Origin of the sequence: Collinsella sp. AF11-11 (genome assembly GCF_003465485.1) — a bacterium.
GTDB lineage: Bacteria > Actinomycetota > Coriobacteriia > Coriobacteriales > Coriobacteriaceae > Collinsella.
In genome coordinates this window covers 14,490-38,557 of the sequence record NZ_QSAS01000014.1, presented here as the reverse complement: position 1 = coordinate 38,557, position 24,068 = coordinate 14,490, and the positions used below count along the sequence as shown (strand labels likewise).

At 60.0% G+C, this 24,068-nt stretch carries 18 protein-coding genes; 11 read left to right on the top strand and 7 right to left on the bottom strand.

All coding sequences use genetic code 11. The annotated features are described in order from the left end of the window. Positions 1-19: 19 nt before the first annotated feature. Complete coding sequence (locus DWV58_RS08125) at positions 20-619, bottom strand: hypothetical protein (protein WP_117776777.1); 600 nt, start codon at positions 617-619, stop codon at positions 20-22. A 377-nt stretch (positions 620-996) separates the two neighbouring features. Here DWV58_RS08125 and DWV58_RS08120 point away from each other — a divergent pair, with 377 nt between their 5' ends. The 7 genes from DWV58_RS08120 to DWV58_RS08090 all read left to right on the top strand — a co-directional run bounded on the left by DWV58_RS08120 (position 997) and on the right by DWV58_RS08090 (position 13,481). Continuing rightward, positions 997-1,629: a cyclodeaminase/cyclohydrolase family protein gene (locus DWV58_RS08120; RefSeq protein ID WP_158551631.1), complete on the top strand. Its 633-nt coding sequence runs from the start codon at positions 997-999 to the stop codon at positions 1,627-1,629. Between the two features lie 2 nt (positions 1,630-1,631). Further along, positions 1,632-2,486 (top strand): bifunctional 5,10-methylenetetrahydrofolate dehydrogenase/5,10-methenyltetrahydrofolate cyclohydrolase, encoded by an 855-nt coding sequence (locus DWV58_RS08115; protein WP_117776776.1) that lies wholly within the window; start codon positions 1,632-1,634, stop codon positions 2,484-2,486. A gap of 354 nt (positions 2,487-2,840) precedes the next feature. Beyond that, positions 2,841-4,364, top strand: a complete 1,524-nt coding sequence (locus tag DWV58_RS08110) for a C69 family dipeptidase (RefSeq protein ID WP_117776775.1) — start codon at positions 2,841-2,843, stop codon at positions 4,362-4,364. Between the two features lie 99 nt (positions 4,365-4,463). Beyond that, a complete protein-coding gene (locus DWV58_RS08105; RefSeq protein ID WP_117583986.1) occupies positions 4,464-4,880 on the top strand; it encodes a hypothetical protein in 417 nt (138 codons plus the stop codon). An 8-nt stretch (positions 4,881-4,888) separates the two neighbouring features. After that, positions 4,889-6,652 (top strand): AarF/ABC1/UbiB kinase family protein, encoded by a 1,764-nt coding sequence (locus DWV58_RS08100; protein WP_117776774.1) that lies wholly within the window; start codon positions 4,889-4,891, stop codon positions 6,650-6,652. 583 nt (positions 6,653-7,235) lie between these two features. Beyond that, positions 7,236-12,596 (top strand): InlB B-repeat-containing protein, encoded by a 5,361-nt coding sequence (locus DWV58_RS08095; protein WP_117776773.1) that lies wholly within the window; start codon positions 7,236-7,238, stop codon positions 12,594-12,596. Positions 12,597-12,605: 9 nt separating this feature from the next. Then, positions 12,606-13,481, top strand: coding sequence for a DUF4430 domain-containing protein (locus tag DWV58_RS08090; RefSeq protein ID WP_233540543.1), 876 nt, complete (start codon positions 12,606-12,608; stop codon positions 13,479-13,481). 159 nt (positions 13,482-13,640) lie between these two features. Here the strand turns inward: DWV58_RS08090 and DWV58_RS08085 are convergent, their stop codons facing one another. The 3 genes from DWV58_RS08085 to DWV58_RS08075 all read right to left on the bottom strand — a co-directional run bounded on the left by DWV58_RS08085 (position 13,641) and on the right by DWV58_RS08075 (position 16,657). Next, positions 13,641-14,048, bottom strand: a complete 408-nt coding sequence (locus DWV58_RS08085) for a GtrA family protein (protein ID WP_055250894.1) — start codon at positions 14,046-14,048, stop codon at positions 13,641-13,643. A gap of 218 nt (positions 14,049-14,266) precedes the next feature. Then, positions 14,267-14,662: a GtrA family protein gene (locus DWV58_RS08080; protein WP_117776772.1), complete on the bottom strand. Its 396-nt coding sequence runs from the start codon at positions 14,660-14,662 to the stop codon at positions 14,267-14,269. 78 nt (positions 14,663-14,740) lie between these two features. Further along, the gene (locus tag DWV58_RS08075; protein ID WP_117776771.1) at positions 14,741-16,657 is read right to left on the bottom strand and encodes a fructose-1,6-bisphosphatase; all 1,917 of its coding nucleotides are present in this window, start codon (positions 16,655-16,657) and stop codon (positions 14,741-14,743) included. A gap of 320 nt (positions 16,658-16,977) precedes the next feature. Here DWV58_RS08075 and DWV58_RS08070 point away from each other — a divergent pair, with 320 nt between their 5' ends. Then, on the top strand, positions 16,978-17,868 hold the full coding sequence (locus tag DWV58_RS08070) for a DegV family protein (RefSeq protein WP_117634925.1): 891 nt from the start codon (positions 16,978-16,980) through the stop codon (positions 17,866-17,868). 80 nt (positions 17,869-17,948) lie between these two features. Here DWV58_RS08070 and DWV58_RS08065 read toward each other — a convergent pair whose 3' ends face one another. Continuing rightward, a complete protein-coding gene (locus tag DWV58_RS08065) occupies positions 17,949-19,040 on the bottom strand; it encodes a hypothetical protein (RefSeq protein WP_117583993.1) in 1,092 nt (363 codons plus the stop codon). A 190-nt stretch (positions 19,041-19,230) separates the two neighbouring features. Here DWV58_RS08065 and DWV58_RS09885 point away from each other — a divergent pair, with 190 nt between their 5' ends. Next, positions 19,231-19,401 (top strand): hypothetical protein, encoded by a 171-nt coding sequence (locus tag DWV58_RS09885; RefSeq protein WP_158550943.1) that lies wholly within the window; start codon positions 19,231-19,233, stop codon positions 19,399-19,401. Between the two features lie 24 nt (positions 19,402-19,425). Here DWV58_RS09885 and DWV58_RS08060 read toward each other — a convergent pair whose 3' ends face one another. Continuing rightward, positions 19,426-20,529, bottom strand: coding sequence for an RsmB/NOP family class I SAM-dependent RNA methyltransferase (locus DWV58_RS08060; protein WP_117776770.1), 1,104 nt, complete (start codon positions 20,527-20,529; stop codon positions 19,426-19,428). A 59-nt stretch (positions 20,530-20,588) separates the two neighbouring features. Then, positions 20,589-22,739, bottom strand: coding sequence for a methionine--tRNA ligase (locus tag DWV58_RS08055; RefSeq protein WP_117776769.1), 2,151 nt, complete (start codon positions 22,737-22,739; stop codon positions 20,589-20,591). A 133-nt stretch (positions 22,740-22,872) separates the two neighbouring features. On the opposite strand from DWV58_RS08055, the gene DWV58_RS08050 reads away from it, so the two are divergent. Together DWV58_RS08050 and DWV58_RS08045 are read left to right on the top strand one after the other, a co-directional pair. Then, a complete protein-coding gene (locus DWV58_RS08050; RefSeq protein ID WP_117776768.1) occupies positions 22,873-23,439 on the top strand; it encodes a DUF3267 domain-containing protein in 567 nt (188 codons plus the stop codon). Positions 23,440-23,449: 10 nt separating this feature from the next. Next, positions 23,450-24,025, top strand: coding sequence for an epoxyqueuosine reductase QueH (locus tag DWV58_RS08045; protein ID WP_117776767.1), 576 nt, complete (start codon positions 23,450-23,452; stop codon positions 24,023-24,025). Positions 24,026-24,068 lie beyond the last annotated feature (43 nt).

Below are 24,068 nucleotides of genomic sequence, written 5' to 3'. Positions count from 1 at the left end.
GGCGCGTGCGGGTGTTCCGTTACTTGAGCTCGATGCTCGAAATCTCGACTTCGCGCGCCTCGGAAACTGCCTCTGCCATGTCATCGGGGAATTCGATGGAGTTGAGGAGCGCCTCGGCTTCTTTCTTGTGCTGGTCGAAGTTCGAGATGAGGACGTAGACGCTTCCCGGCTCAACGTCGGTAAAAAGCATGGTTGAGACGCCGCTGTTGTCCTCGTACGTTCCGACGAGCCACGTCCTGCCGTTATACTCGACGGACCCGCCATCCTTCCACTGGAACGTATCCCCCTTCTTTTCCGCCTGGTCGGCGTGGGATTCCTCAGCTGTCAGCGCTTTTTTCCAAACGGGGATAAAACGATCGGCCGAGGCGTTCTCGTCTTCGGGGAAGGTGAGCTGGACCCTGTCGGCATTCTTGCCGGCGGAGTCGCTTACGCCGACGCCCTCGGGCATCTCGACCTTAAACCAAATGAAGTCAGTCTTCTTGGCGACGGGAGCTTTTTCCTTGCTCTCGCTCTTGGGGGCGCTGCCGCCGCCCGATGCGCTCCCGCCGCAGCCGACAAGGGCAAACGCGGCAAAGAGGGCGATGCAAAGGGAAAGGATCGATAGGCTCTTTTTCTTCATGGTGGCGTCCTCCTTGTCTGCCGATGACATCACGGCGCCGCATGCTGTTGGGGTACTGATTGCGCTGGCGGCGGATGTCTCTGTGTGCTGTGCGGCTTATGCCTCCGTTCATTGCTTGTGGCCGTTGCCCGGCCGTGCCCCAACGGGTTCCTTACTTATAGATATGCCCCAGCTTGTGCTGCCCGGGAGTCTCGAAAGGTGGGCCATGTGTCCCATGTTTGTGTCGCTGCCGCCTATCGTGTGCCATAGAAATCCGCGATGGCCAGGTGCGCTGACGCTCATGTGCTTATGGGCTAGACTTAGCACCATTACGTGATCGATGCGGTCGGTCGGCGGTTGCCACCCGACCGATGTATATGACTTGAAGGTGCATGTGCATGAGCCAAGAGATGATGGACAAGACCTGCCGCGGGTTTGCCGAGGCGCTGGCCGCGCGCGAGCCGGTTCCCGGCGGTGGCAGCGCGAGCGCCTTTGTGGGCGCGCTGGGCGCCTCGCTGTGCGGAATGGTTGCCCGCTACGGTGCGACCAATCCCGCGCTTGCTGATCGTGCGGATGACCTGACGCGTGCGTTTGCCCATGCTGATGAGCTGGCCCAGGAGCTTGTCGAGTTGGTTGCCGAGGACGTTCGTGCCTATGGGCAGGTGTCCGCGGCGTACGGTATTCCGCGTGACGATCCGGCTCGAGCGACCGCGATTCAGGATGCGCTGCATGTGGCCGCTATGCCGCCGTATCGCATTATGGATGCCTGCGGGCGTGCGCTGGCGCTGCTCGAGGACATGGCCGACAAGGGTTCGCGTCAGCTGCTGTCCGATGTGGCGTGCGGCGCCGTGTTCTGCCGTTCCGCTATGCAGGGCGCGAGCTTGACGCTCTTTGCCAACACCACGTCTATGAAGGACCGGGCGCGCGCCGAGGAGCTCGAGACCGCGTGCGATGAGCTGCTGGACACGTGGTTGCCGCGCGCCGATGCGCTGGCGCGCCGCGCCGCCGACGCTGCAAGGAAGAGAGGATAGCCATGGCTGAACTGCTGAAGGGCGCTCCCGTCGCCCGCGCGTTGACTGAGGAACTTGCTGCTCGCTGCGTGGCTTTGCGCGAGCGCGGCGTTGTTCCGACGTTGGCTATCGTGCGTGTGGGTGAACGCGAGGACGACCTATCCTACGAGCGCGGTGCGCTCAGGCGCTGCGAGAAGGTTGGCATTGAAGCTCGCCGCGTTTTGCTTCCCGCCGATGTTTCGCGGGACGAGCTGTTGGCGGCCATCGAGGACATCAATACTGATTCGTCTGTTCATGGCTGCCTGATGTTCCGCCCGCTGCCCGCCGGCCTTGACGAGGACGCGGTTGCCGCGGCACTCGATCCTGCCAAGGACGTTGACTCCATGACGCCGGCTTCGCTGCTCACCACGCTTTCGGGGCGCGGCGAGGGTTTTGCCCCCTGCACAGCCGAAGCCGTGCTTGCTTTGCTGGATCATTACGGCGTTGAGCTGGATGGGGCCAAGGTCGCGGTGGTCGGGCGCTCGCTGGTGATCGGGCGTCCTGTTGCCGCCATGCTTACGGCGCGCAATTCGACCGTGACAACGTGCCATACGCATACGCGCGACCTTGCTGCCGAGTGCCGTGCTGCCGACATTGTGGTTGCCGCCGTTGGACGCGCGCGTACGATTGGCGTGGATGCGGTTCGCGAGGGCCAGACGATCATCGATGTTGGCATTAATTGGGACGAGGCCGCTGGCAAGCTGGTGGGTGACGTCGATTCTGATGCTGCGGAGCCGGTCGTTAACGCCATCACGCCCGTGCCGGGCGGCGTGGGCGCTGTGACGACGGCGATCCTCGCCAAACACGTGATCGAGGCGGCCGAGCGCGCATCGAAATAGGCGTTTTGGGCTGTTTGAGGGGTTAGTTCTATACCCCGTGGACAAAAAATGCCAAATATGAGTACTGTTGCCAAGATAGTCACATATATTTTAGGTCAAATAGGCTCTCTAACGATATTTATTATCGATAGAGAGCCTATTTTATTGGACCTATGAGGAATTACATCATCTAATTTTTGAACAAATGTAGATTTTTGACATCCATGCGTAGCAAAATTGCTGTTACTAAATTGGTGACAGTACTCATATTTGGCATTTTTTGACCACGGGGGTTGCCAGCGCCGTGGTTTCGCCCTTTCTGCGCCGAAGCGATACACTGTTATCGTTTGATTTCTTCGCTCAAGGAGGATGCGCATGCCGTGCACAACGATTTTGGTTGGTAAGAACGCGAGCTACGACGGGTCGACGTTGGTTGCCCGCAACGAGGACTCGTCCAACGGGGTGTTTGAGCCCAAGCGTATGCGCGTGGTGCATCCCGACGAGCAGCCGCGCGTCTACACGAGCGTCTTGAGTCACCTGACCGTTGAACTGCCCGATAACCCCATGCGCTACACGAGCGTCCCCGATGTTGTCCCGGGCCACGGCATCTGGGCCGAGGCCGGTTTCAACGAGCTCAATGTGGGCATGTCCGCAACCGAGACGCTCACCACCAACGAGCGCGTTCGCGGCGCCGACCCGCTCGTCGACTACGTGCCCGCCAAGGGCAACGAGGGCGAGGACGGCTATGTTCCGGCGCAGCCCGGTGGCCTGGGCGAGGAGGACATGGTGACCCTGGTGCTGCCGTATGCCAAGTCCGCCCGCGACGGCGTGCGTATCCTGGGCAACCTGCTCGAGCGCTACGGCACCTACGAGAACAACGGCATCGCCTTTAGTGATGTGGACGAGATCTGGTGGCTCGAGACCATCGGCGGTCACCACTGGATCGCCAAGCGCGTGCCTGACGACGCCTATGTGACCATGCCCAACCAGCTGGGTATCGACAGCTTTGACCTGGATGACGCCGAGGGCGCCCAGGCTGATCACATGTGCTCCGCCGACCTGCGCGCCTGGATGGCCGAGTGGCATCTGGACCTGACGCTGGGTGTCGAGGGCGACGGCCCGGCGACGGTATTCAACCCGCGCGAGGCCTTTGGCTCGCACAGCGACAGCGACCACGTCTACAACACGCCGCGCGCCTGGTACATGCAGCGCTGCCTCAACCCCAGCGATGTGTGGGACGGCCCCGACGCCGACTACACGCCCGAGAGCGACGATATCCCCTGGAGCCGCGTGCCCGAGCGCAAGGTGACCATCGAGGACATCAAGTACGTGCTCTCCAGCCACTACCAGGGCACGGAGTACGACTGCTACGGCAGCAAGGGCACGCCCGCCACGCGCGGTGCCTATCGCCCCATCGGCATCAACCGCAACAGCCAGCTCGCCGTGCTGCAGCTGCGCCCCTATGCACAGCCGGCCTACCGCGCCGTGCAGTGGATGGCCTTTGGCTCCAACTCGTTTAACGCGCTGGTTCCGCTGTACGCCAACGTCGAGACCATGCCCGAGTACTATGCCGACACGCAGGCTCGCGTGACGTCCGAAAACTTCTACTGGGCCAACCGCCTGATCGGCGCGCTGGCTGACGTCCGCTTCCATGAGTGCGGTCGCGCTGTGGAGGATTATCAGGAGAAGGTCGGTGGCATGGGCCACAAGCAGATCCATGACGTCGACGCTGCCGTAGCCGTTCTGCCTGAGGCCGAAGTGCCTGCCGAACTTGCACGCGCCAACGAGGCCTTTGCCGAGCGTGTTCGCGTGGAAACCGATGCCCTACTGGGCAAGGTGCTCTACACCACGAGCTGCGCCATGAAGAACTCTTTCGCGATGAACGACAACGTGAGGTAGGGATTTCCCGTCGATCGAATAGCGCTAAAACGCTTTGTCGCTTTCACTCGATCTTGGGTACAAGAACGCCAATGCAGTTGTTTATGATTGGAGACAACCATGGTTATGAAACTCGATCAGCTTGTTAACGGCGCCATCAACGTTGGCTTTGGCGCTGCCGCCGTTGCCGTCGAAGGCGGCAAAAAGGTCCTCGACGACCTTAATACCAAGGGCGAACAGGTCCGCAAGGACACCGCCACCCCCGATATCGCCCGCAGCGTGTCCGACATGTTTGAGCAGGCCGGTGGCACCATCTCCGATCTGACCGAGCGCTTGGGCATGCAGGGCGAGACCGCGGCCCAGCGCGTGCTCGACGAGCTCATCCTTGCCCGCGTCCGCGTTATGACCGCCCCCGAGCGCACGGCCTTCCTGGCCCATGTGCGCGACATCGTCGATTCAGTCGAGGACAACGTGACCTCGGTGCCCGTCGAGTCCGTTGAGCCCGACGATGCGAAGGATACCGAAGAGGCCGAGTAGCAGCGCAGATGGCAGATTCAACCACCGATTACAACAATCTAGATCCTCTGGGTGACGAGGCGGCGGTTGTCGATGAGGTCGATGCCGCCGTCTCGGGCGCTCGCAAGAAGCCGCGTGCTGTCGATATGGTGCCCGAGGAGCCCGACGCGATGGCGCCGGACGAGGAATACCAGCTCACGCCGGCGGGTCGTCGCGAACGCATCGGGCAGATTGTTCGTCTGGTCAAAAAGTACCGCGTGTGGGATAACCTCACGCCGGTTCGTTTGCGCCGCCTGCTCGAGGAACTCGGCCCCATGTTCGTCAAGATGGGGCAGATTCTGGCCAACCGGTCCGAGATTCTGCCGCAACGCTTTTGCGACGAGCTGCGTCGTCTGCGCTCCGACGTGGAGCCTGTGCCGTACGAGGTCGTACTCAGTTGTCTGGAAGAAGAATACGGCCTGCGCCTGGGGGAGATGTTCGATGCGATCGACCCCAATCCGCTCGGTAGCGCGTCGCTCGCGCAAGTGCACCGCGCTCGTCTGGTGACGGGCGAGGACGTGGCCGTCAAGGTGCAGCGCCCCGGTGCGCAGCAGGTTATGGCGCAGGACATCGATATCATCCGCTCGGTGGTGCGTATCGTTTCCAAGTTCGTCAACACCGATCAATTCGTTGACCTGCATGGCGTAGTCGAGGAGTTGTGGACCTCGTTTCGCGAGGAGACTAACTTTTTGGCCGAGGCAAAAAACCTCAACGACTTCTACGAGTTCCATAAGAGCGTTCATGGCGTGACGTGCCCTAAATCCTATCTGGACCTGTGCACCGAGCACGTGGTGGTTATGGACTACGTCGACGGCATTTCGATCGCCGATCCTGAACGCTTGGTGGCCGAGGGCTATGACTTGGAAAAGATCGGTGCTGCAATCGTCGAGGACTACTCGACGCAGGTGCTCGACGACGGCTTTTTCCATGCCGACCCGCATGCGGGAAACATCATTCTCAAGGACGGCATCGTTTACTTTATCGACTTGGGCATGGTCGGACGCATGTCGAGCCACGATCGTGGCATCGTTAAGGACATGATTTTCGCCGTGGCCGAGGGTGACGTGCCCAAGCTCAAGGATTCGCTCATGCGCTTTGCCGTGACGCGTGGCGATTCGGCCGAGCTCGATCATTCAGCGTTTTTGTCCGATCTTGACTTTATCGTCGCAGACTTTGCGGGCCTTGACCTGAAGGATCTGGATATCGGCGAGTTTTTGACCTCGCTGTTAAACCTCGCGCGTAAGAATGACGTTGAGCTGCCGAGCGTGGTGACGATGTTCGCGCGCGGCATGGTGACGCTCGAGGGTTTGCTGACCGAGTACATGCCCAACGTCAACATGATCCAGATCATCCAAACCCACATTAAAAACGAGAAAAGCACCTATGCGCGCGTGCGCGACATGGGGCGCGATCTTGCCGCGAGCAGCTATCGCGCGGCAAAGGGCTCACTCGAGGCGGCCGAGTACCTGGGGCTGGCTTCGCGAATGCTCACGCGCGGGCAGCTTAAGGTGAACACGCAGATCATGAGCAGCGACAAGACACTGCGACAGCTGGGTGGAATTATCGACCGCATGTCGATGGCAATTGTGATCGCCGGTCTGTTTATCGGTTCGTCGGTGGTCTACTACGCGCGCATCGAGCCGGTTGTGTTTGGTATCCCGGTCATTGGCTTTATGGGCTACGTGAGCGCGCTGGTGCTGGCGCTGATGCTGGGCCGCGAGATCTGGCGCAACAGCCACGGCGGCAAGCGTTAGCGATTTCCCGGGGTCGGGGAATCGGGTTATTTTGCCTTGCGTCGCGCCGGTGTGGACTGGTCCGAACAAAACTATGCCGGTTTACGGGGCTGGAGTGCCGAACCTCGACCATGCCGGAATCCGTGCTTTTAAAACCGCAGGTAGATGAGTCGTTGGTTTTCGAAAATGGCAGATATGGTTGCGAAGTGCTGAATCAGCCCCGTAATCCGGCATAGTTTTGAAACGGGCTGTTCTTGCAAGGTCCGACGACAGTCCTTCCTATCTCAAACCATAGCTTTTACCTTGGGCTTCGCTTGTGTGCGGGGCCCTTTTGCGTGCTACCATATTGACGATAATAATCGATGGCCTAGATGGTGGTGCGGAGACGCACGAATGCGCGGTTTTCCTGCGCGTTTGGGAGAATCGGGGTGCAAGTCCCCGGCTGTACCAGTAACCGTAATTCCTCTTGGCTCGGGATGTTCGCGTCGCAGATCGGACGGCGCACCCGGGTCGGTAAGGTTAAGTCGGATCGCCTCCCATCTTGTGCGCGGCCGCGGCGTATGCCGCCGGTACGTGTTGGGCTCTGGAGGGAAGGGGGACCCCGATGGGGGTACTCGAGCGCAATATGCGCGATGATGTGGGGCAGCCGCTGGGCAATGCTCCAAGTACAGACAATGGGGGACAAATGGATATGTTTGAGGACGAGTGCCAGCGCGCCTCGTGGCGTCGTCATGGAGCGATTGCCCGTGGCGTAGCCAAGCGCGGTCTGGTGGCATTCCTGGCCTTCGCGATGGCCTTCAGCACCACGCCCGCTCAGCTGTGGGCTGATGGCGCCGAGGGCATTGCCGAGGCTGTGGTTGCTGCGACGCCGGGTGAGGGCGCAGAGTCCGCGGATGGCGCTGTAGATAGCACCGCGCCTGCTGCCGGCACAAACGATTCGGCCGCCGACAAATCCTCCGAAGCTGGAGATATGAGTTCGGATGCGCCTAACAACGCGGGCAATGATGCGCCGGGCGACCCCGCCGCGCCAGACTCCGGCTCGGCTACTCCGGCGAACGAGGCGTCCGATACCAGCGCTGAGGCCGGCGACGCGGCTGCGGTTGACAGCGAGGCCAATGCAGTCGAGGCCGCTTCTCGCGCCGCTGCCACGTTTTCCTCCAAAAATGGCGTCAGTGTCGGAACGAGCAGGTCGCCTGGTCGTTGGGCTGGGTCTAACTACTCCGCCTTTATTCAGAATGCGACCACGCTTTATGCGAATGTCTGGACTTCGTCCAGCAAGCGCGCCAGTGTTTCGGGCTGCACTTATCAGTGGCTTGCTGCCGATATCAGTAACAGGAACGATGCGGACAACTCTGCGTTTGTTGCTGTCGAGGGCCAGACGGGCGCATCGATCGTCTTGGACGATGCCCTGCGCACTCAACTTAACGGCAAGTGCCTGCGCGTACGCATTACCGATGCAAGTGGTAACGTCGTCTACGGTCCGACTAAGAGCTGCAACAACCAAAAGCTAACGGCGACGAACACTATCAAGGCGCCCGTTCCTACCAAGACGGCCCTGGATGCAAAGTCTTATGTCCTAATTCAGTCTTCGGCAGACGATTCGAGCTCGTATTCGTCTGTTAAGGCCGAGATGCTGAACCCTGGCACTACGCTTTGGGCGAATGCCTACGACGGCGAAGCAGTCCCCAATAAGCGTATTGCGGCACAGGCTGTCTGGACCTATCAGTGGCTTGCATCTGATTCGCGCGATGCCGAGGATTCTGCCTACCAGGCGATTCCCGAACAGACCGCCCAGTCGCTAACGATCACGGACGAACTCGCTTCGCAACTTGCAGGCAAGTACATTCGCGTTAAGGTTGTCGGCGACGGTCAGGAGCTGTACGGTCCGAGTGGCTCTTTTAACACGCCCTCGTCTGTTGGCTACAATACGCCGGGTCCTGTTGCCGCGAGCGACCAGATTGCGTTGGGTCATATTGTTCTCGCCTATAACGGCGCCGAATTTGGCGACGATTACGAGAGCGTCCCCAGCGCTAACGTCGGTGACACGATTAAAGCTGCTGCCTACTATCTCAACTACGACACGCCGACTGACCTCTATGGTTCCGACAAGGTCGATTTTTCGTGGTGGGTGGCCGATTCTGCTGACGGCTCGTTCGAGCAGGTTGCAACTGGTGACACCTACACGGTTGCCAAGGAGTGCGCGAACCGTTACCTCAAGGTGGTTGCCAAAGCCAAGAAGGGTATCCCCGGCTCCGATGGCTGTGAAACCAAGGCGGGCCGCATCCTGCCCAAGGGCGCGACAACGCTAGACTCGGTTGTATTTACCAATGCGAGCAAGGGCGCTAAGGACACTGGTTCTACGATTGAGGCGTGTGCCTACAAGGCGGCTGATTACTCGACTGAGCCGGTTACCGAGGGCGTTGCCTATACGTGGCGTTGGTCGTTCGTCGACCCATCCTCCTCTGCCTTTGATGCGAAGAACGACTGGCATGTGGTCGAGGGCAAGACCGGCGGCAGCTTTACGATTCCCGATGACTACGCCAAGCGCTGGGTGAGTGTGTCGGCCACTGCGGGTGATAACACCGTAGAGGCGACTACTGCCGTGGCTGTTAAGGCCGCGGGTTCGCATGAGCTGTTCCTGACGTATCTCAAGAAGGTCGTCGGCAATCAGAGCGATGACGCTCGCTTTGTCTATAAGAGCGGCGAGAAGATCGGCGTTACCGCATTCGAGAAGACGGCTGCGGGAACAAAGGGCGCCGAGCTTGCATCTGATCAGCTGACTTATACGTGGCAGATTGCCGATAACGCTCAGGGCCCGTTCACGACGCTGACGGATGAGAACGCGCACAGGCCGTCGTTCGTTATTTCGCAAAAATACGTCGGCAAGTACCTCAAGTGCATCGTCGACGGTGGCTACAACACCGACTATGCCTCTACGCGTAATGCCATTGTTAAGGGCGAAGATGCCAAGGTATATACCCTGACGTCGGTTAATGTCGCCTCGAGCGGCAACCTCGCACAGGTCGGGGGAACGCTTACCCCTACCGCCAATTACATGGCAACGGGTGACTGGGGCGATTATGAGACGGCGCTCCCCGAGGGCTCTCTCGTCGATTACCGCTGGTATCTCGCCGATGACGCTGAGGGTACAAACGCCCACGAGCTGTTTGGCGCCGACGAAACGACTGGCGTAGTCACGCTTCCTCCCTCGGCTGAGGGCAAATATGCCTATGTCGTGGCAAACGCCGGCAACAACGATGTCAAGAGCGCTGCTTGGCTCGTTAACTCTTCCGATGAAAAGTCTCTTTCCGTTAACGTCAGTGTTGTAGGCGTAAGCAAGCACGATGCCGGTCAGTCCTATGATTTTGTGGACTGGGTGCCGTCGACTTCGTTTAACTGGTCGAGTATCCAAAAAATGTCTGCCTGGGACATCTTTGCGAAGGTCCTCGATGATGCCGGCTATAGCTATAGCACTGAGGGCGGCGTTCCCTATTCGGTTACGACCCCCGATAAGACGCGCACGCTTGCAATGGAGAGTACGGCTTCGGGCTATAAATACTGGCGTTTCGACATTAACGGTAAGCCCGCGAGCACCTATGCTACGAGCTGCTATCCGACCGATGGCGACACCATCGAGCTGGTGTACGAGGATCCCACGGGCACGCCTTCGAGCCAGGTAACGGTCACGATGGAGATTATTGGCAAAAAAGCCGAGATAGCTCAGCGTTGGACGAACCCGTCGATCCAGGTGTTTGTTAAGGGCACGTCGATCAAGGATGCCTCCGCTGCTTACTTCGATGCCCTTGGCATAAAGTCAAAAATGTACGACGAATTTGGCTATTGGGGCGTCTATAGTCTCGTATCTCCGCTTGATGGCATCGAGCTGTCGGGTGCATGGTCGTTCTTTGTCAACGGCGTTCCTGGGTCTCAGCTCGATAGCGATTATGTGCTCAAGTCTGGCGACAAAATCGTCTGGGCTTTTGCTCCCGGCGATACTGTGCCCGGCGTCGACAGTGTTGTTGTTGACCCGGGTGCCGCACGTCCTAACTGGGATAGCGATTGGCCTGGTTATACGAGCGCCGACAAAGTAACCGACGCTCCTGTGCCCACGAAAGACGCTGAGGCAAAATGGGTGAGCGAGCTCAAGGGCTCGAACGAATGGAGCAAGGGTATTTCCGACCCGTTGCTGGTCGGTGACTACCTCTACGTGGCCGTTGGTTCCAAGCTGCTCAAGAAAGATGTCGACACGGGTGAGACCGTTGCCGAATCGCCTTTGGCGGCAAAGATCGATTCGACCTCGCGTATGGTATACACTGGCGGCGTGATGCTCGTGCCGCTTTCGAGCGGTCGCCTGCAGGCGCTGACGGTTGATGCTCTGGCGACGGTTTGGGTAACCGATGAGTTGCCTGCTGGCCCCGATGGTGCTCAGCAGTCTCTTGCGTCCATTACGGTTCGTGACGGCTTTGCCTACTTTGGGACGGCATCGGCCAGCTGGTCCGACTCGAGCGACGGCTACCTGCTCTGCGTGCGCATCTCCGATGGCAAGGTTATGTGGCAGCATAAGAACGAGAACAGCAAGGGCTATTACTGGGCCGGCTTGGCGTTCTCGGGCAATTATGGCGTCATCGCAGATGATTCCGGTACGGTGAGCACGGTCGACCCCGAAACTGGAAAGACCGTTGCGTCGCTCAAGATTGCCGAGCGCGTGCGCACGACGGTGCTGGTCGATGGATCGATTGCCTATGTCGTGAGCGCCGATGGCGTTTTGCATAAGCTTTCGGTTGGAACGGACGGAACCCTTTCTGAGCTTGGCAAGGTGACGTTTGGTGGCAGCTCGACCTCGACGCCGGTGCTGGCCAACGGCAAGATTGTGGTCGGAGGCTCATCGACCGAATCCTTTATGGGCGGTTATCAGAACAAGTACACGTATCACTACGGTCAGCTTGCAGTGATTGATGCCGAGACGCTTTCCGTGGACTATTCCATTTGCAAGGCGGACGGTAGCTATATTCGTCAGGGGGCTTCGGGCGGCGGTGATGTAAAGTCGCAGCCGGTCGTTTCTGTCCAGAATGGCGAGACGTACGTCTACTTTACGTCCAACAACAACCCGGGCGGCATCTATCGTTACCGTATTGGCGATGACGAGGCCGAACTGCTTTATACGCCCGTGGCGGGCGACCAGCAGTACTGCATGGCTTCTATTTCGGTCGGATCCGATGGTTCACTCTACTATGTCAATGACTCGGGCAAGCTGTTTGCTGTCAAGGGTAATGGCCAAAGGGTCAAACGCTATACCGTGACGTTCGACGCCAACGGTAAGGATGCGGCGATGCCCGATTCTCAACGCGTGAAGGAAGGCAAGGCGGCGACGGAGCCCTCGACTCAGCCACAGTGCAAGGGCTACACTTTCGGCGGTTGGTTCACCGATGAGGCTTGCACGCAGGCGTATGACTTCAGTACGCCAGTGACGGCCGATCTGACGCTGTATGCCAAGTGGACCAAGAATGCTGTTAACCCTGGCGGCAATGGTGGTTCTGGCACTAATGGTGGCAACGGTGGCGCTGGCAACGGTTCCGGTGCTGGCACGGGCACGGGTTCCGGCTCCGGCACGAAGGGCCAGCAGGCCGGCGGCGCTATCGCCCCGGGTCATAAGCCGACGACCAAGACGACGGTGTCGACCAAGACCGAGACCAAGGACAACAAGTCCGACAAGAAGGACACCGATAAGTCCGATAAGAAGGACGAGAAGAAGTCTGACAAGAAGTCTGACAAGAAGGACAGCAAGTCCGACAAGAAGTCCGATTCCAAGTCCGATACGGGTGCTGCTTCCACGACCGCTGCTAAGAAGTCCTCTAGTGCCTCCGAGCAGGAGGCTGGCACCAACCCGCTCGCCATTGTTGGCGTTGCCGCCGGCGTCATCGGTCTCGCCATCGTCGGCGTGTTCGTGTTCACCAAACGTCGGTAGGTGAGGGCTGTGTCCAATAAATCCAAGGACGCTGACCCCAAGCAACCAGATTCCTCGTTCATTCAGTTCGACGATGCAAAGCAACAGGGCGCCGCTTCGGCGGCGTCCGCCCCTCGTCGCAAGGCGCTCCTTGGCGTTTTGACTGCCGCGTGCACCATTCTGATCGTCGTCTCGCTGGGCTTCGTCCATCCTTCCGAGAGCGGCGCCTGGTCCATCGACTGGATCATTCAGGCCGTGACGGGGGAGAGCGTCGTCACCAAGGACACCAAGGCGTCTGGCTCGACTATGGCTTCGGGCGAGGCCAGTTCCGAGGACTCCAAGTCATCGAATGACGCAAAAGATGAGTCCAAGTCCAAGGACGATTCCGAGTCTTCAAACAAGGAATCGGACAAGAACTCGGATAACAAGAAGTCCGAGGACCAGGACGGCAAGAAGTCTGGCGATAAATCCGCTGCCCAAAATACGGGAGTCGGTGATACTTCCAATGCGTCTGGCGGTGGCCAGTCGTCTGATGGAGCCTCATCCTCTAATGGTGGAAACGCCTCCTCGGGCGGCCAGGGCGGCTCGCAGGAGTCCAGCTACGTAACGGTGACGGTTTCGGTCACATCGAGCGCTGTGGGCAATCCTGTGTCTTCTGGTGGCACCTTTACCTTTAACGAAGGCGCTACCGTCTACGATGCCCTGTGCGCGCTGGGCCTTTCTGTCAACGCACATGGCTCGTCGTACGGCACGTATGTTTCTGCGATTGGTGGTTTGGCCGAGAAACAGTACGGCGGCACGAGCGGCTGGATGTACTCCGTCAACGGCACAACGCCCATGACGGCCTGCAGCAACTACGTTCTCTCCAACGGCGACAACGTGGTCTGGTATTACGTTACAGGCTAGAGGCTTCGACATAGCGCGCCAGACGGGCGGTTCCGACAGACATCCGGGCCGCCCGTTTTTCATGCGAATGGGATTGGGTCGCCGGGTCTCTCGGCAAACAAAAAACCGGTTGGAATGGGAATTCCAACCGGTTATACATTCAAGCAAATAGCGAATCGACTACGACCGTGCGCCCTCGAGGAAGAAGCGGCGGCTGAAGTAGTTGTACCAGGTGACGAGGAACGTGGCGATGGCCTTCATGGCCTGGTAGCCGATGCTCAAAAACGTGACGCCCACAAACATGTACAGGTCGTTGAGGCCCAGGCCGATCACCGACAGGATGGTGAAGATCGTGAACTCGCGCTTGCGGCTCATGCCCTCGCGATGGTCGAACACGTACTTCATGCTGAGCCAGTAGTTGACCACGACGGACGTGGTAAACGAGACCGTGGTGCTCATCAAAAAGTCGAGGTGAAACAGCTCGACGAGCGCAATGAGCATACCCCAGTCGATGCCAAAGGAGATAAGACCCACGACAGCGAACTTGAGGAACTGCTTGGTATGAGGTTGTGCCAGTGCCTTGCGCACGTAATCACATCCAATGCGTTGATGAATCGAGCAGAGGATACTTTAGAGCTTTTGCAAGGGAAACGTAAGGTCCTTGCCAAGAACTATACGAACTCGCCAAATTTTCAAGAGCTAATCCGCAAACGTTGAAAATTTGCCCGTAAACGAGCAAAGCCCACGAACGACACAGCGCTCGACGTGCGTCATCCGTGGGCATCGTAAAGCTGTAAGGTTGCGAGTTACTTGGTCTCGTCGCCTTCCAGGAAGATCTTTCGGGTCACAAAGTTGTAGACCATGACAAGCGCGGTGGCGCAGATCTTGGCGATATTGGCCTCGAGTCCCAGACCGGCGTTGAGTGTCAACACGATAGCGTCGTTGAGTACCAGGCCGATCACGGACAGCACGACAAAGATAATGAACTCGCGGCGGCGGCTCATGCCCTCCTTGTGCGCAAACACGTACTTCATGCTGGCGAGGTAGTTAAAGATGAGTGAGATGATAAAGCCGCTGGTGTTGGCGATTAGGATGTTGAGGCCCAGACCGTAGTGGAGCAGATTCATAATGCCAAAGTCGATGACCGTGGCAATGACGCCGACGACGCCAAACTTCATGATCTGCGCGAGGAGCTTTTGCATGGTACCTGCCTTAAGGTGGCGCCGAAGCGCCGCGGGGATGACAAACTCAGCAAGTTTAGCCAATCCCCGCGGGTGGTGCTAGGCGCGCTCCTCGATAGCACCGTTTCTATATGCATCGAGCAGTTGACGCAGGTCCTGGATCTGGCTGCGGATCTTGACACCGGAATCGGTGTCGCTCACCATGCGGCGACGGTCTGCTTGGTCAAAACGATTGGTCTCGCTCTCGATGTCCACGTTGCGTGTGAGTGCCTCGGCAACCGTCGTAAAGGCCCGGTGCGACTTGAGGCGGCAGCCGCGCGAGCTCGAGATGAGCGTATAGCCGGCGATACCCGTCTTGGGATGGTAAGCGCGGCAGAAGCCGCCATCGATGACCAGCAGCTTGCCCTCGGCGCGGATGGGCTGCTCGCCCTTGGTGGTTTTAACGGGCGTGTGGCCGTTGATGATGTGGCCGGTCGGTGAACATGCCATGGGCGCGACACCAAACTCGCGCATGATGTCGTCGCAGACCGAGGGCGACTTGGTAAGCGTAAAGTACGGGTCCATCGGCTCGACCCAGGTGCTCTTATCGGCGATATAGGCGCGCTCAAAGGTGCGCACCAGGCGTCCGCTGGCGGGTGAGTTAAAGCCAATCCACAGGTACCACATCCAGTCGAGAGCGTCGCGGTCGCCCACGCGCCAGGCGCGGCGGGCGATGTGGTCGCAAAAATCGAGATAATCGCGGCCAGCGTGCCAGGTGCCCAGGCATTTCATGCTGCTAAAGGTGCCGTCTTCGTTGAGTGGCACGCAGCCATGGAACAGTAGGTTGCCGTTGGCGACCTTGTACATCGAGCCGTGGGAATAGAGGAAATCGATATGGCGATGCAGGTGATCGGCGGTGATAAACTCGGACACGAGCTTGTCGATGATGTGCTGCTCCTCGGGCGTGAGCGTATAGGGGTCCGTCGGGTCGACGGTGGGGAAGTCGTTGGTCGTGAGCGGCCACACGCTGCCGTCGGCGAGCGTGACCGTGCCGGCGTCGTGGTCGATCTTGTCGAGTAGCAGGCGGTCGGTCATGTCGAACTCGGGGTGGCGCTGGATAATCTGACCCTCGAGCTTAAAGAGCAGCACGTTGATGGCCTTGATCAGCGGGGTGATGGACTCACCGGCGGTGTAGGTGGCATCGGCAAAGGCGACAAGCTCACGCAGCGAGATGCCGTACTCGTTCTCCAGGATCTCGTAATTGTCGTAGCGTAGGTTGTTGCGCAGCACCGTGGCGATGCAGGCGGGCTCACCGGCCGCAGCGCCCATCCACAGCAGGTCGTGGTTGCCCCACTGGATGTCGAGCGAATGGTAGGTGAGCAGGCGGTCCATAATCTTGGCCGCGCCGCCGCCGCGGTCGAAGATGTCGCCCACCAGGTGCAGGTGGTCGACGGCCAGGCGCTTGATGAGCGAGGCAAGCGACTCGATAAAGTCGTCGGCGCTGGCGGTCTCCAGTATGGACTCCACGATGCGCTCGTGATAGCGCACGCGATAGTTGTTCTCGTCCGGATGCGTGTGTAGCAGCTCGTCGATGATGTAGGCGTAATCGCGTGGGATGGCCTTACGCACCTTGGAGCGCGTATAGCGGCTCGAAAGCGAGCGGGCAACCATGATGAGCTGATCAAGCATCGTCTTGTACCAGGTGGGCGAGTCTTCGCGCTGGCTGCGGACCAGGTCGATCTTCTCGCGCGGATAGTAGATGAGCGTGCACAGCTCGCCCTTTTCGTCAAAGGTGAGCGTGTCGCCAAAGATCTCGTCGACATGCTCGCGCACGACGCCCGAGCAGTTGTTGAGGATGTGCATAAAGGATTCGTACTCGCCATGCACGTCGCTCATAAAATGTTCGGTGCCCTTGGGCAGGTTGAGAATGGCCGAGAGATTGATGATCTCGGTAAACGCGGATTGCTCGGTGGGAAATTGTTTCGACAGCAGACGCAGATACTTGAAGTCTTGCGGATTGCGATCGAATGCGACCATGAAACACCTTCCGATGGGGTTGGTAAAACTGATAAACAGCGTCAAACGTTTATCAGTATGCGCCGCTTTTGTTTCGATTTTGCGCCAGCGGCTGAATTGTCGGCTGAACGGTTTGGTAAATCGATTTAGTTGAGGTAGATATGGCGGTTGAGTGGAGACGACAGAAGGTGTTTTCTCAGATATTTATGCGTGGGCCCGGTGGAGACGATGGTGGTAAAGATGTTCGCTATTTTTGGTTCGATTTGGTAAATAGTGGACATATGTACCGTATGTAGGCTCACTGTGCGATAATTTGCGCAGCAATGAGTAAGGAGCCTCATATGAGTGATTTTGTCCTGACCTGTGAATCCGCCGCCGACCGAACCCGTGAGTTCTTTGCGTCGCGCAATATCCCTGTCGTGTGTTTTCATTACGAGATCGACGATGTTGTCTATACGGACGATCTGTATCAGTCGATTACGCCGGACGAGTTTTTTGCCCAGATTGCCGCAGGCGCCATGCCCAAGACGTCTCAGGTGAGCGTGGGCGAGTACGAGGAGTTTTGGGAGCCGTTTGTTGCCGAGGGTAAAGACGTGCTGCACCTGACGTTGTCGTCGGGTATTTCGGGCACGTATGGATCGGCCTGCGTTGCGGCGCAGATGCTCGCGGATCGCTATCCCCAGGGCGGCAAGGTGCGCGTCATCGATTCGCTGGCAGCGTCTTCGGGCTTTGGCCTGCTGGCGGAATGTGCCGCCGACGTGCGCGATAGCGGGGCTTCACTCGACGAGACGGCCGCCTGGATCGAGGAGCACAAACTCAACCTGCACCACTGGTTCTTCTCGACCGATCTGTCGAGCTACCTGCGCGGCGGTCGCATTTCGGCTGCGAGCGCAATCATCGGCACGGCGCTTAAGATTTGCCCACTTATGACGGTCGATTGCGAAGGTAAGCTGTCGCCACGTGAGAAGATTCGCACTAAGAAGCGCGCGATTTCCGAGATGGCTAAGACCATGATGGCACACGTGCAGGACGGTGCGGATTATTCGGGTAAGTGCATCATGTCGCACTCGGCGTGCCGCGAGGATGCCGAGGCAGTTGCGGCGCTGATTGAGGAACAGGTTCCGCAGCTTAAAGGCAAGATTGAGATTAATAACATCGGTACTCTGATTGGCTCGCATACCGGACCTGGTACGGTGGCGCTCTTCTTTATGGGCGACAAGCGCGTGGATTAATTTGCCCCATCACATCGCCGCATGATTGCTCAAACGAAAACGGCCCGCCTCACGTTTGTGGGGCGGGCCAGGATGTTTTGCTAGCGTTTCTTTCCGCGGAAGAAGAAGCCGTGCAGCGAGGGCTTGAGTCCACGGTTGGCGCGACGCTCCTCGATATGATCGTGGATCGAAGCAACGCGCTCGATGACTTCGTCGGGAATCGGCACGTCGGGATTCATGTTCTCGACCTGACTGACCTCGGCGGCGGCAACCTGGTCGATAATGGGTACATCGTCGTGCGAGATGACGGGCGTGGCGTCTTCCTTCATCTTGCGGTAGCGCTGCATCATGTCGGTCTGCAGCTGCTGGGCCGAAGGCGGCGTCCAGATGATGGCGTTGGCACCGGCGGCGATGGTTTCACGGATGCTCTCGGGCGTCTTGCCGCCCGGTGCGATGAGCGGCAGGTTGGGATAGTGCTCGCGCAGCTCGCGCAGGACCTGTGGCGTGTTCTTGCCGGCCGCGATGTTAAGAATCTTGGCGCCCGCGCGCACCTTTGCGTGAGCATCGTCGTCGCAACGTACGACCGTGGCGATGACGGGGATGTCGGCGATGTTGGTGATGTGCTCGACCATCTCGGCGGTGGCGGGGGAGTTGACCACACAGCCCGCCGCGCCCTGCATCTCGGAGACGGCTGCCATCTGAACGGAGCGCTTGCCGGTGGTGGTGCCACCGCCCACGCCTACGAAGACCGGGCACTCGGCGACGGTCAGCAGCGCCTGCGTAATGGCCGGCTGCGGCGTGAAGGGGTAAACGGCAAAGACGGCATCGGCATTGGAGTTGCGGATGACCGCGACGTCGGTGGTGTAGATGAGCGATTTGATACGACGGCCGAAGAGCGTGAAGCCGCTGGCCTCCTCAATCTCGTCAGGCATGCGAAGGGCCGCCTTGCGCAGGCGCCCGTCGATGGGCAGCGGCTCCATGGGAAGCAGTCCGTTGGGGGTCACGGCTACCTGGGGTTCGGTGAACTCGTCTGCGAGCTCGACCTCGGAGAAATCGACCGAGGCGACAATGTCCTCGTGAACCTCGGCGGGCACATCGATGGGGGCTTGGTCGTTTGCCGCGGCAGGCGTGTCGAAGGAGCTGGTGCCGACGAAGGCGTCGACGCGCTCATTTAGATCGTTGAGGGTATCCATGGAGGCTCGATTCTATGTGATGACGGCCGGCAGGGTGCCGGCAGCGTTGTGCTTGCTAAATCGTTTGACGAGTTGATTTTTCCCCGCCGCGTCCTCCGTTAGACCGAAGGGCGGCGAACGTGAAGGAGCTGTGGTGGCGGGGATCGAGGTGCTATCTTGAAAGTCCCGTTTAAAAGAGAGGTGACGCGGTATGGAATTTTCGGCAATGTTGGGCTCGATTGGCCTATGCGTGGGCGCAATCGTTGCCGCCGCGGTCATCTACTTTGTGGTCACGGCCATTAAGGGCAAAAGGGCCGAACGCAAGGAGCGCGCGATGCTTAAACAGCATCGCGACCAGCAGGACAAACGCGCACGGAGATAGCTTGTTGAGTTTTGGATCCGTACGCTAGCTGCGTTTTCGGATCAGGGCAATGTAGAAGCCCTCAAATTCGCGGCTGGGCGGAATGGTGAGCGTGCCGGGCAGGCCGTTGGCGATGGCCGATACCTGACCCGCGGCAATGGCCTCGGTCAGGGCGTTGGACTCGATGCGCGGCTTCTCGCCAGCTTCCTGGGCGCGGCGTGCCTCACTTTCGCTCGGCGTGCCATCGAGGGGGATAAGCTCGCAGTCCATGTGCTTGTCGAGGGCCTCTTGCAAGGCGTCCTCGTTTTCCTGCGGCATAATCGAACAAGTGGAATAGACGAGCGTGCCGCCCGGTTTGAGGGCACCCATGGCGCGGTCCAGAAGTGCTCGCTGCGAGCGGGCGCACTTGCAAAGCAGCTGCTCGGTCAGGCCGCGCAGACTCTTCTCGTTGCCGCTGATGACGGTGCCCGTGCCGGTGCAGGGAGCGTCGAGCAGGATACGGTCAAAGCGGAAGAACTCGTCGAGCTCGCGTGCGTCAATACGCATGACGGGCACGTTTTTTGCGCCTTGGCGGTGGAGGTTGGCTTCGAGCTTCTCGGCTCGGGGAATGCTCATCTCGCAGGCGGTAAGGTGCGCCTGGCCCTGCGTGAGGGCGGCGATCTGCGTCGTCTTGCCGCCGGGGGCCGCGCACATGTCCAGGATGTCCTCGCCTGCCTGGGCGCCCAGGACCAACGGCGGCATCATGGACGTCAGGCTCTGCAGGTAGATCTTGCCGTCACGGTAGATGTCGAGGTCCCACAGGTCGGAAACCTGGGCCTCGGGCAGGATGAAGGCGTCCGGATACCAGGTAACGGTTTGGTGCGCGATGCCGGCCTCGTCGAGTGCGGCGCCGATGTCCTCGGCGGTTGCCTTGAGCGTGTTGGCGCGCAGTGTGACTGGGCGTGTGGCTGCGGCGCCAAAGCCTTCGATCATGAGCTGAGCGTCAGTGGGGGCATAGGCGCCGGCGACCGTGTCGACCATAAAGCGCGGCAGGTCGGCGGCGGAGGGTTGGGCGGCAAGCTGGTCGGAAAGCTCGGTGGCGGCAAACTGCCTGAGCTTGAGCTCGGCCTTGACCTGCTTTTTCTGCTTACGACGACGCGGCTTGGACATCCGTCTTTCCTTCCCGTCCCAAATTGACTACTTTCCGGGCACGCCGCTGCTGGCGTGCTTTAGTACTGGCTCTCGTGCTTGCTGAAGAAGTCGAAGCGCGGGGGTAGCGGCTTCACGCGGTGCTCGCCGGGCTTCTCGCCCAGGATCTCCACGAACTCGTCCGTGGAGGCAAAGATGCTGTCCCAGCTAAAGAAGGCGACCGGGTCAACGTCGAAGTACTCGCAGATGAGCTCGCAGCCGGCCGGGACGATACCGTGCATCAGGACGGTCGCCACGCGCAGCTCGGTAAAGGCGTCGACGAGGGCCTGCGTCATTGCGGCGTTTGCCTCGTTACCCTCGAGCTTGTTGGCGGCCTTGGAGGCATCGCTCCAGCGCTTGTTGGCGGCGCGCAGGTAGTCGTCGCACACGGCAAGCGCGCGGTGCGTCTCGAACTTGTACATGGCCTGCTCAAAGGCGAGGGCTGCCTGCTGGGCGGCTTCGACCACGGTGTCAGAAGCGGCACCGGCGGGGATGCAGCCGTTGCGGTAGGGGCTCTCGTCGCCCTCCTTGACGGCGACGCCGTAGAAGCAGCTGCGGGCCAGACGGTTGAACACGCCGGTCAAAAGGGCGCTCTCCTTAAGGGCCGGATCGATGACGCGCTTGTCGTCGCAGGCGCACACCTCGTTGCCGTCCTTGTCCTTGCCGGTCACGCGGGTGTCGTATGCCTTGGGGCTAAAGCTCACTGGCTTTTCGGACAGGCCGAGCGACAGCCAGTGAGCGCGCATCTGCTCGCAGGTGTAGTGGTTGAGCAGGTCGTCTGCCGGCGGGGGAGGCGTCTGCGAGGACGAGCTGGCCTTTTTGCCCATGTAGAGCAGGTGGTAGCAGGCGCTGACGGTGCTCTGCGTAAGGTCCCAACCCAGGGCCTCCCACATGGCGGTTTGCGCGATGCAGTAGAAATAGATGTTGTCCTGACCGATGAACTGGTAGATCTGCGCGTCGTCAGAGCACCACCAGTCGCGCCAGTCGAGCGAGCTGTGCTGGTAGGTGGGCGCGGGGACCTGCGTGGAATCGGCGGCGGGCTCGCCCATGAGGGCGGCATCCTGGGCGGCGACGCCCTCGGTCACGCCGGCGGCCTTGGCATCGCGTGCGAGCACGGTGCGAGTGTAGCTGATGGGCGCCCACAGGCTCTCGGGCCAGCACCAGCAGGTGACGTCGGTCACGCCGTCGACCTCGGGCACCGGAACGCCCCAGTCGATGTTGCCGGTGATGCGGAAGGGCACGAGCGCCTTGCCGCTGCGGAAGCGCACGCCGCCGTTGGCGAGCACCGCGTGGGCGTCGTCGCGCTCCTTCCAGCTGGGGAAGGTGACGGTAAAGCTGCTCTTGTTGCCCTCGGGCTCCAGCACGGTGTGCTCGGGGAGCTGGTCCTCGACGGCATCGAAGGCCTCGCGGAACTTGTTCTGGATGTAGAGCTGAGCCGGCAGCAGCCACTCCTCCATGGTCTTGGAGACCACGGAGCGAACCTGCGGGTTCTGGGCGAGCTTGGCGGTATAGGTCTTCATAAAGTCGAGGTAGGCCGGCAGATCAAAGTAGAGATTGTCGACCGGGCGCAGCTCGGGCACCTCGCCGGTGAGCTGGCTCTTGGGCGCGATGAGCTCCTCGGGCTCAAACTGGTGACCCAGGTCACATTCGTCGGCGTAGGCTTTCTCGGACTTGCAGCCCTGGATGGGGCAGCGGCCGATCACCTGGCGGCCGTTGAGGAACGTGCCGGCCTTGGCGTCGTAGAACTGCAGCGTGGAGCGCTTGGAGATGGTGCCCTGCTCGTGCAGGCGCTTGATAATCTCCGCGGTCACCTCGTTGTGAATCTGCGCGGCCGGCTCAAGGCCCGAGCCGCCGTAGATGTCGCAGCTGATGTTGTAGTTGTTGAGGGTCGCGGCCTGGCGGGAGTGATTGGACTCGACATACTCGCCGATGGACTTGTCGTAGCCCTCGTTCTCCTTGAGCTTGCGGTAGCTCTCCATGATGGGCGAACCGTAGCAGTCGGTGCCCGAGGTGAAGATGACGTTTTCGCGGCCCAGGCGGTCGCGCAGGAAGCGGGCGAAGAAGTCGGCCGGGACAAAGACGCCGCCGACGTGGCCAAAGTGCAGACCCTTGTTGCCGTAGGGCTCGCCGGCGGTAACGATGGCGCGGCGCGGCCAGCTGGGACGGTCGTTCATGGAGTATTTGGATGCCATGGGACTCCTTCGCATATAGGTAAGAGCGCGGCCGGGCACGGGGTTCGGCGGCGCGGTGGTCAATTCGTGCATATCGTTCGACATTATCGCACATGCGGGCGGGTGCGTGGCAGGGGCGCTATCCTAAGATGCTATGAATGAGATTTCCAACATACATGCGTTTGAGGACGAGGATTTTCTACACGCTTGCTTCGTGTGGGGGATGGCTGTGATCGCGGTGTTTGCCGTGTGCCTGGTGCCGGTGTTTATGCTGCTGGGCGGGCCTGCGGACTTGGACGCGGCTGAGGCGGGCGGCTGGATGGCTGTCGTGGGCTGGATAGTCGGCTTGGCTGCGGTTTCGGCGGCGTCATTTGCCGTGCACGAGCTGGTGCACGCGGTGTTCTTTAAGCTGTTTGCGCCTGCTGGTGCTCAGGTGACCTTCGGAGCAAATCTCGAAACCTGCATGATTTACGCCTGCGCCGAGGGCGTTGTGTATTCGCGCCGGCGGTACATGGCGGTTTGCCTGGCGCCGACGGTTATTGTGACGGCGGCGTTTGCCCTGGGGTTTACATGTTCGGGCTATCCGCTGCTGTGCTACCTGGCGGCCGGCTTGCATTTGTCGGGCTGTGTGGGCGACTGGTATTACGTGCGGACCATTTTGCGCGACCGCCGCATTGTCGCCTGCGAGGACACGTCCTTTGGCGTGCGCTTTTTCGGGTGAGGAGATGTCGATGAAGTCGTTGTTGCTGCATGCGTGCTGTGCACCATGCTCGCTTGAGCCGGTTCGCCTGCTGCGCGAGGAGGGGTTTGAGCCCACGATTTGCTGGACCAATCCCAATATTCAACCGCGCGATGAATGGCGGCGGCGTCTGGACGAGCTGCGCCGGTGGTGTGCCGATGGCGACATCGAGCTCATCGAGGCGGGGGAGGACCGCGAGCGCTGGGAGGCCGGCGTGGCCCCGCTGGGTGCCGATCGGCCCCGTCGCTGTCGCTCGTGCTATGCCTTGCGCTTGGCCGAGGCATGCCGCGTGGCCCAGGAGCGCGGGTTTGAGTTTGTGGGCACGACGCTCGCCGTCTCGCCGTATCAGCTGTTCGATACCTGCAATGACGTGCTTGAGCGTTTGGCGGCCGCCCATGGGCTCACCCCGGTGATTCGCGATTTTCGCCCGTACTACCCCGAGGCTACGCGCCGCTCGCGCGAGCTGGGCATGTATCGGCAGAACTATTGCGGCTGCCGTTTCTCGGCGGTCGAGGCGGCCATGGATCGCGCCCGCATCCGCGACGAGCGCAAAGCCGCCAAAAAGTAGTTCATTTGGGACGTCAGCCTGCTAGGATGTAGAGCGGACTTTA

Coding starts and splice junctions, on each gene's coding strand:
- DWV58_RS08125 (WP_117776777.1), bottom strand. CDS start 619: ATGAAGAAAAAGAGCCTATCGATCCTTTCCCTTTGCATCGCCCTCTTT.
- DWV58_RS08120 (WP_158551631.1), top strand. CDS start 997: ATGAGCCAAGAGATGATGGACAAGACCTGCCGCGGGTTTGCCGAGGCG.
- DWV58_RS08115 (WP_117776776.1), top strand. CDS start 1,632: ATGGCTGAACTGCTGAAGGGCGCTCCCGTCGCCCGCGCGTTGACTGAG.
- DWV58_RS08110 (WP_117776775.1), top strand. CDS start 2,841: ATGCCGTGCACAACGATTTTGGTTGGTAAGAACGCGAGCTACGACGGG.
- DWV58_RS08105 (WP_117583986.1), top strand. CDS start 4,464: ATGGTTATGAAACTCGATCAGCTTGTTAACGGCGCCATCAACGTTGGC.
- DWV58_RS08100 (WP_117776774.1), top strand. CDS start 4,889: ATGGCAGATTCAACCACCGATTACAACAATCTAGATCCTCTGGGTGAC.
- DWV58_RS08095 (WP_117776773.1), top strand. CDS start 7,236: ATGGGGGTACTCGAGCGCAATATGCGCGATGATGTGGGGCAGCCGCTG.
- DWV58_RS08080 (WP_117776772.1), bottom strand. CDS start 14,662: ATGCAAAAGCTCCTCGCGCAGATCATGAAGTTTGGCGTCGTCGGCGTC.
- DWV58_RS08075 (WP_117776771.1), bottom strand. CDS start 16,657: ATGGTCGCATTCGATCGCAATCCGCAAGACTTCAAGTATCTGCGTCTG.
- DWV58_RS08070 (WP_117634925.1), top strand. CDS start 16,978: ATGAGTGATTTTGTCCTGACCTGTGAATCCGCCGCCGACCGAACCCGT.
- DWV58_RS08065 (WP_117583993.1), bottom strand. CDS start 19,040: ATGGATACCCTCAACGATCTAAATGAGCGCGTCGACGCCTTCGTCGGC.
- DWV58_RS09885 (WP_158550943.1), top strand. CDS start 19,231: ATGGAATTTTCGGCAATGTTGGGCTCGATTGGCCTATGCGTGGGCGCA.
- DWV58_RS08060 (WP_117776770.1), bottom strand. CDS start 20,529: ATGTCCAAGCCGCGTCGTCGTAAGCAGAAAAAGCAGGTCAAGGCCGAG.
- DWV58_RS08055 (WP_117776769.1), bottom strand. CDS start 22,739: ATGGCATCCAAATACTCCATGAACGACCGTCCCAGCTGGCCGCGCCGC.
- DWV58_RS08050 (WP_117776768.1), top strand. CDS start 22,873: ATGAATGAGATTTCCAACATACATGCGTTTGAGGACGAGGATTTTCTA.
- DWV58_RS08045 (WP_117776767.1), top strand. CDS start 23,450: ATGAAGTCGTTGTTGCTGCATGCGTGCTGTGCACCATGCTCGCTTGAG.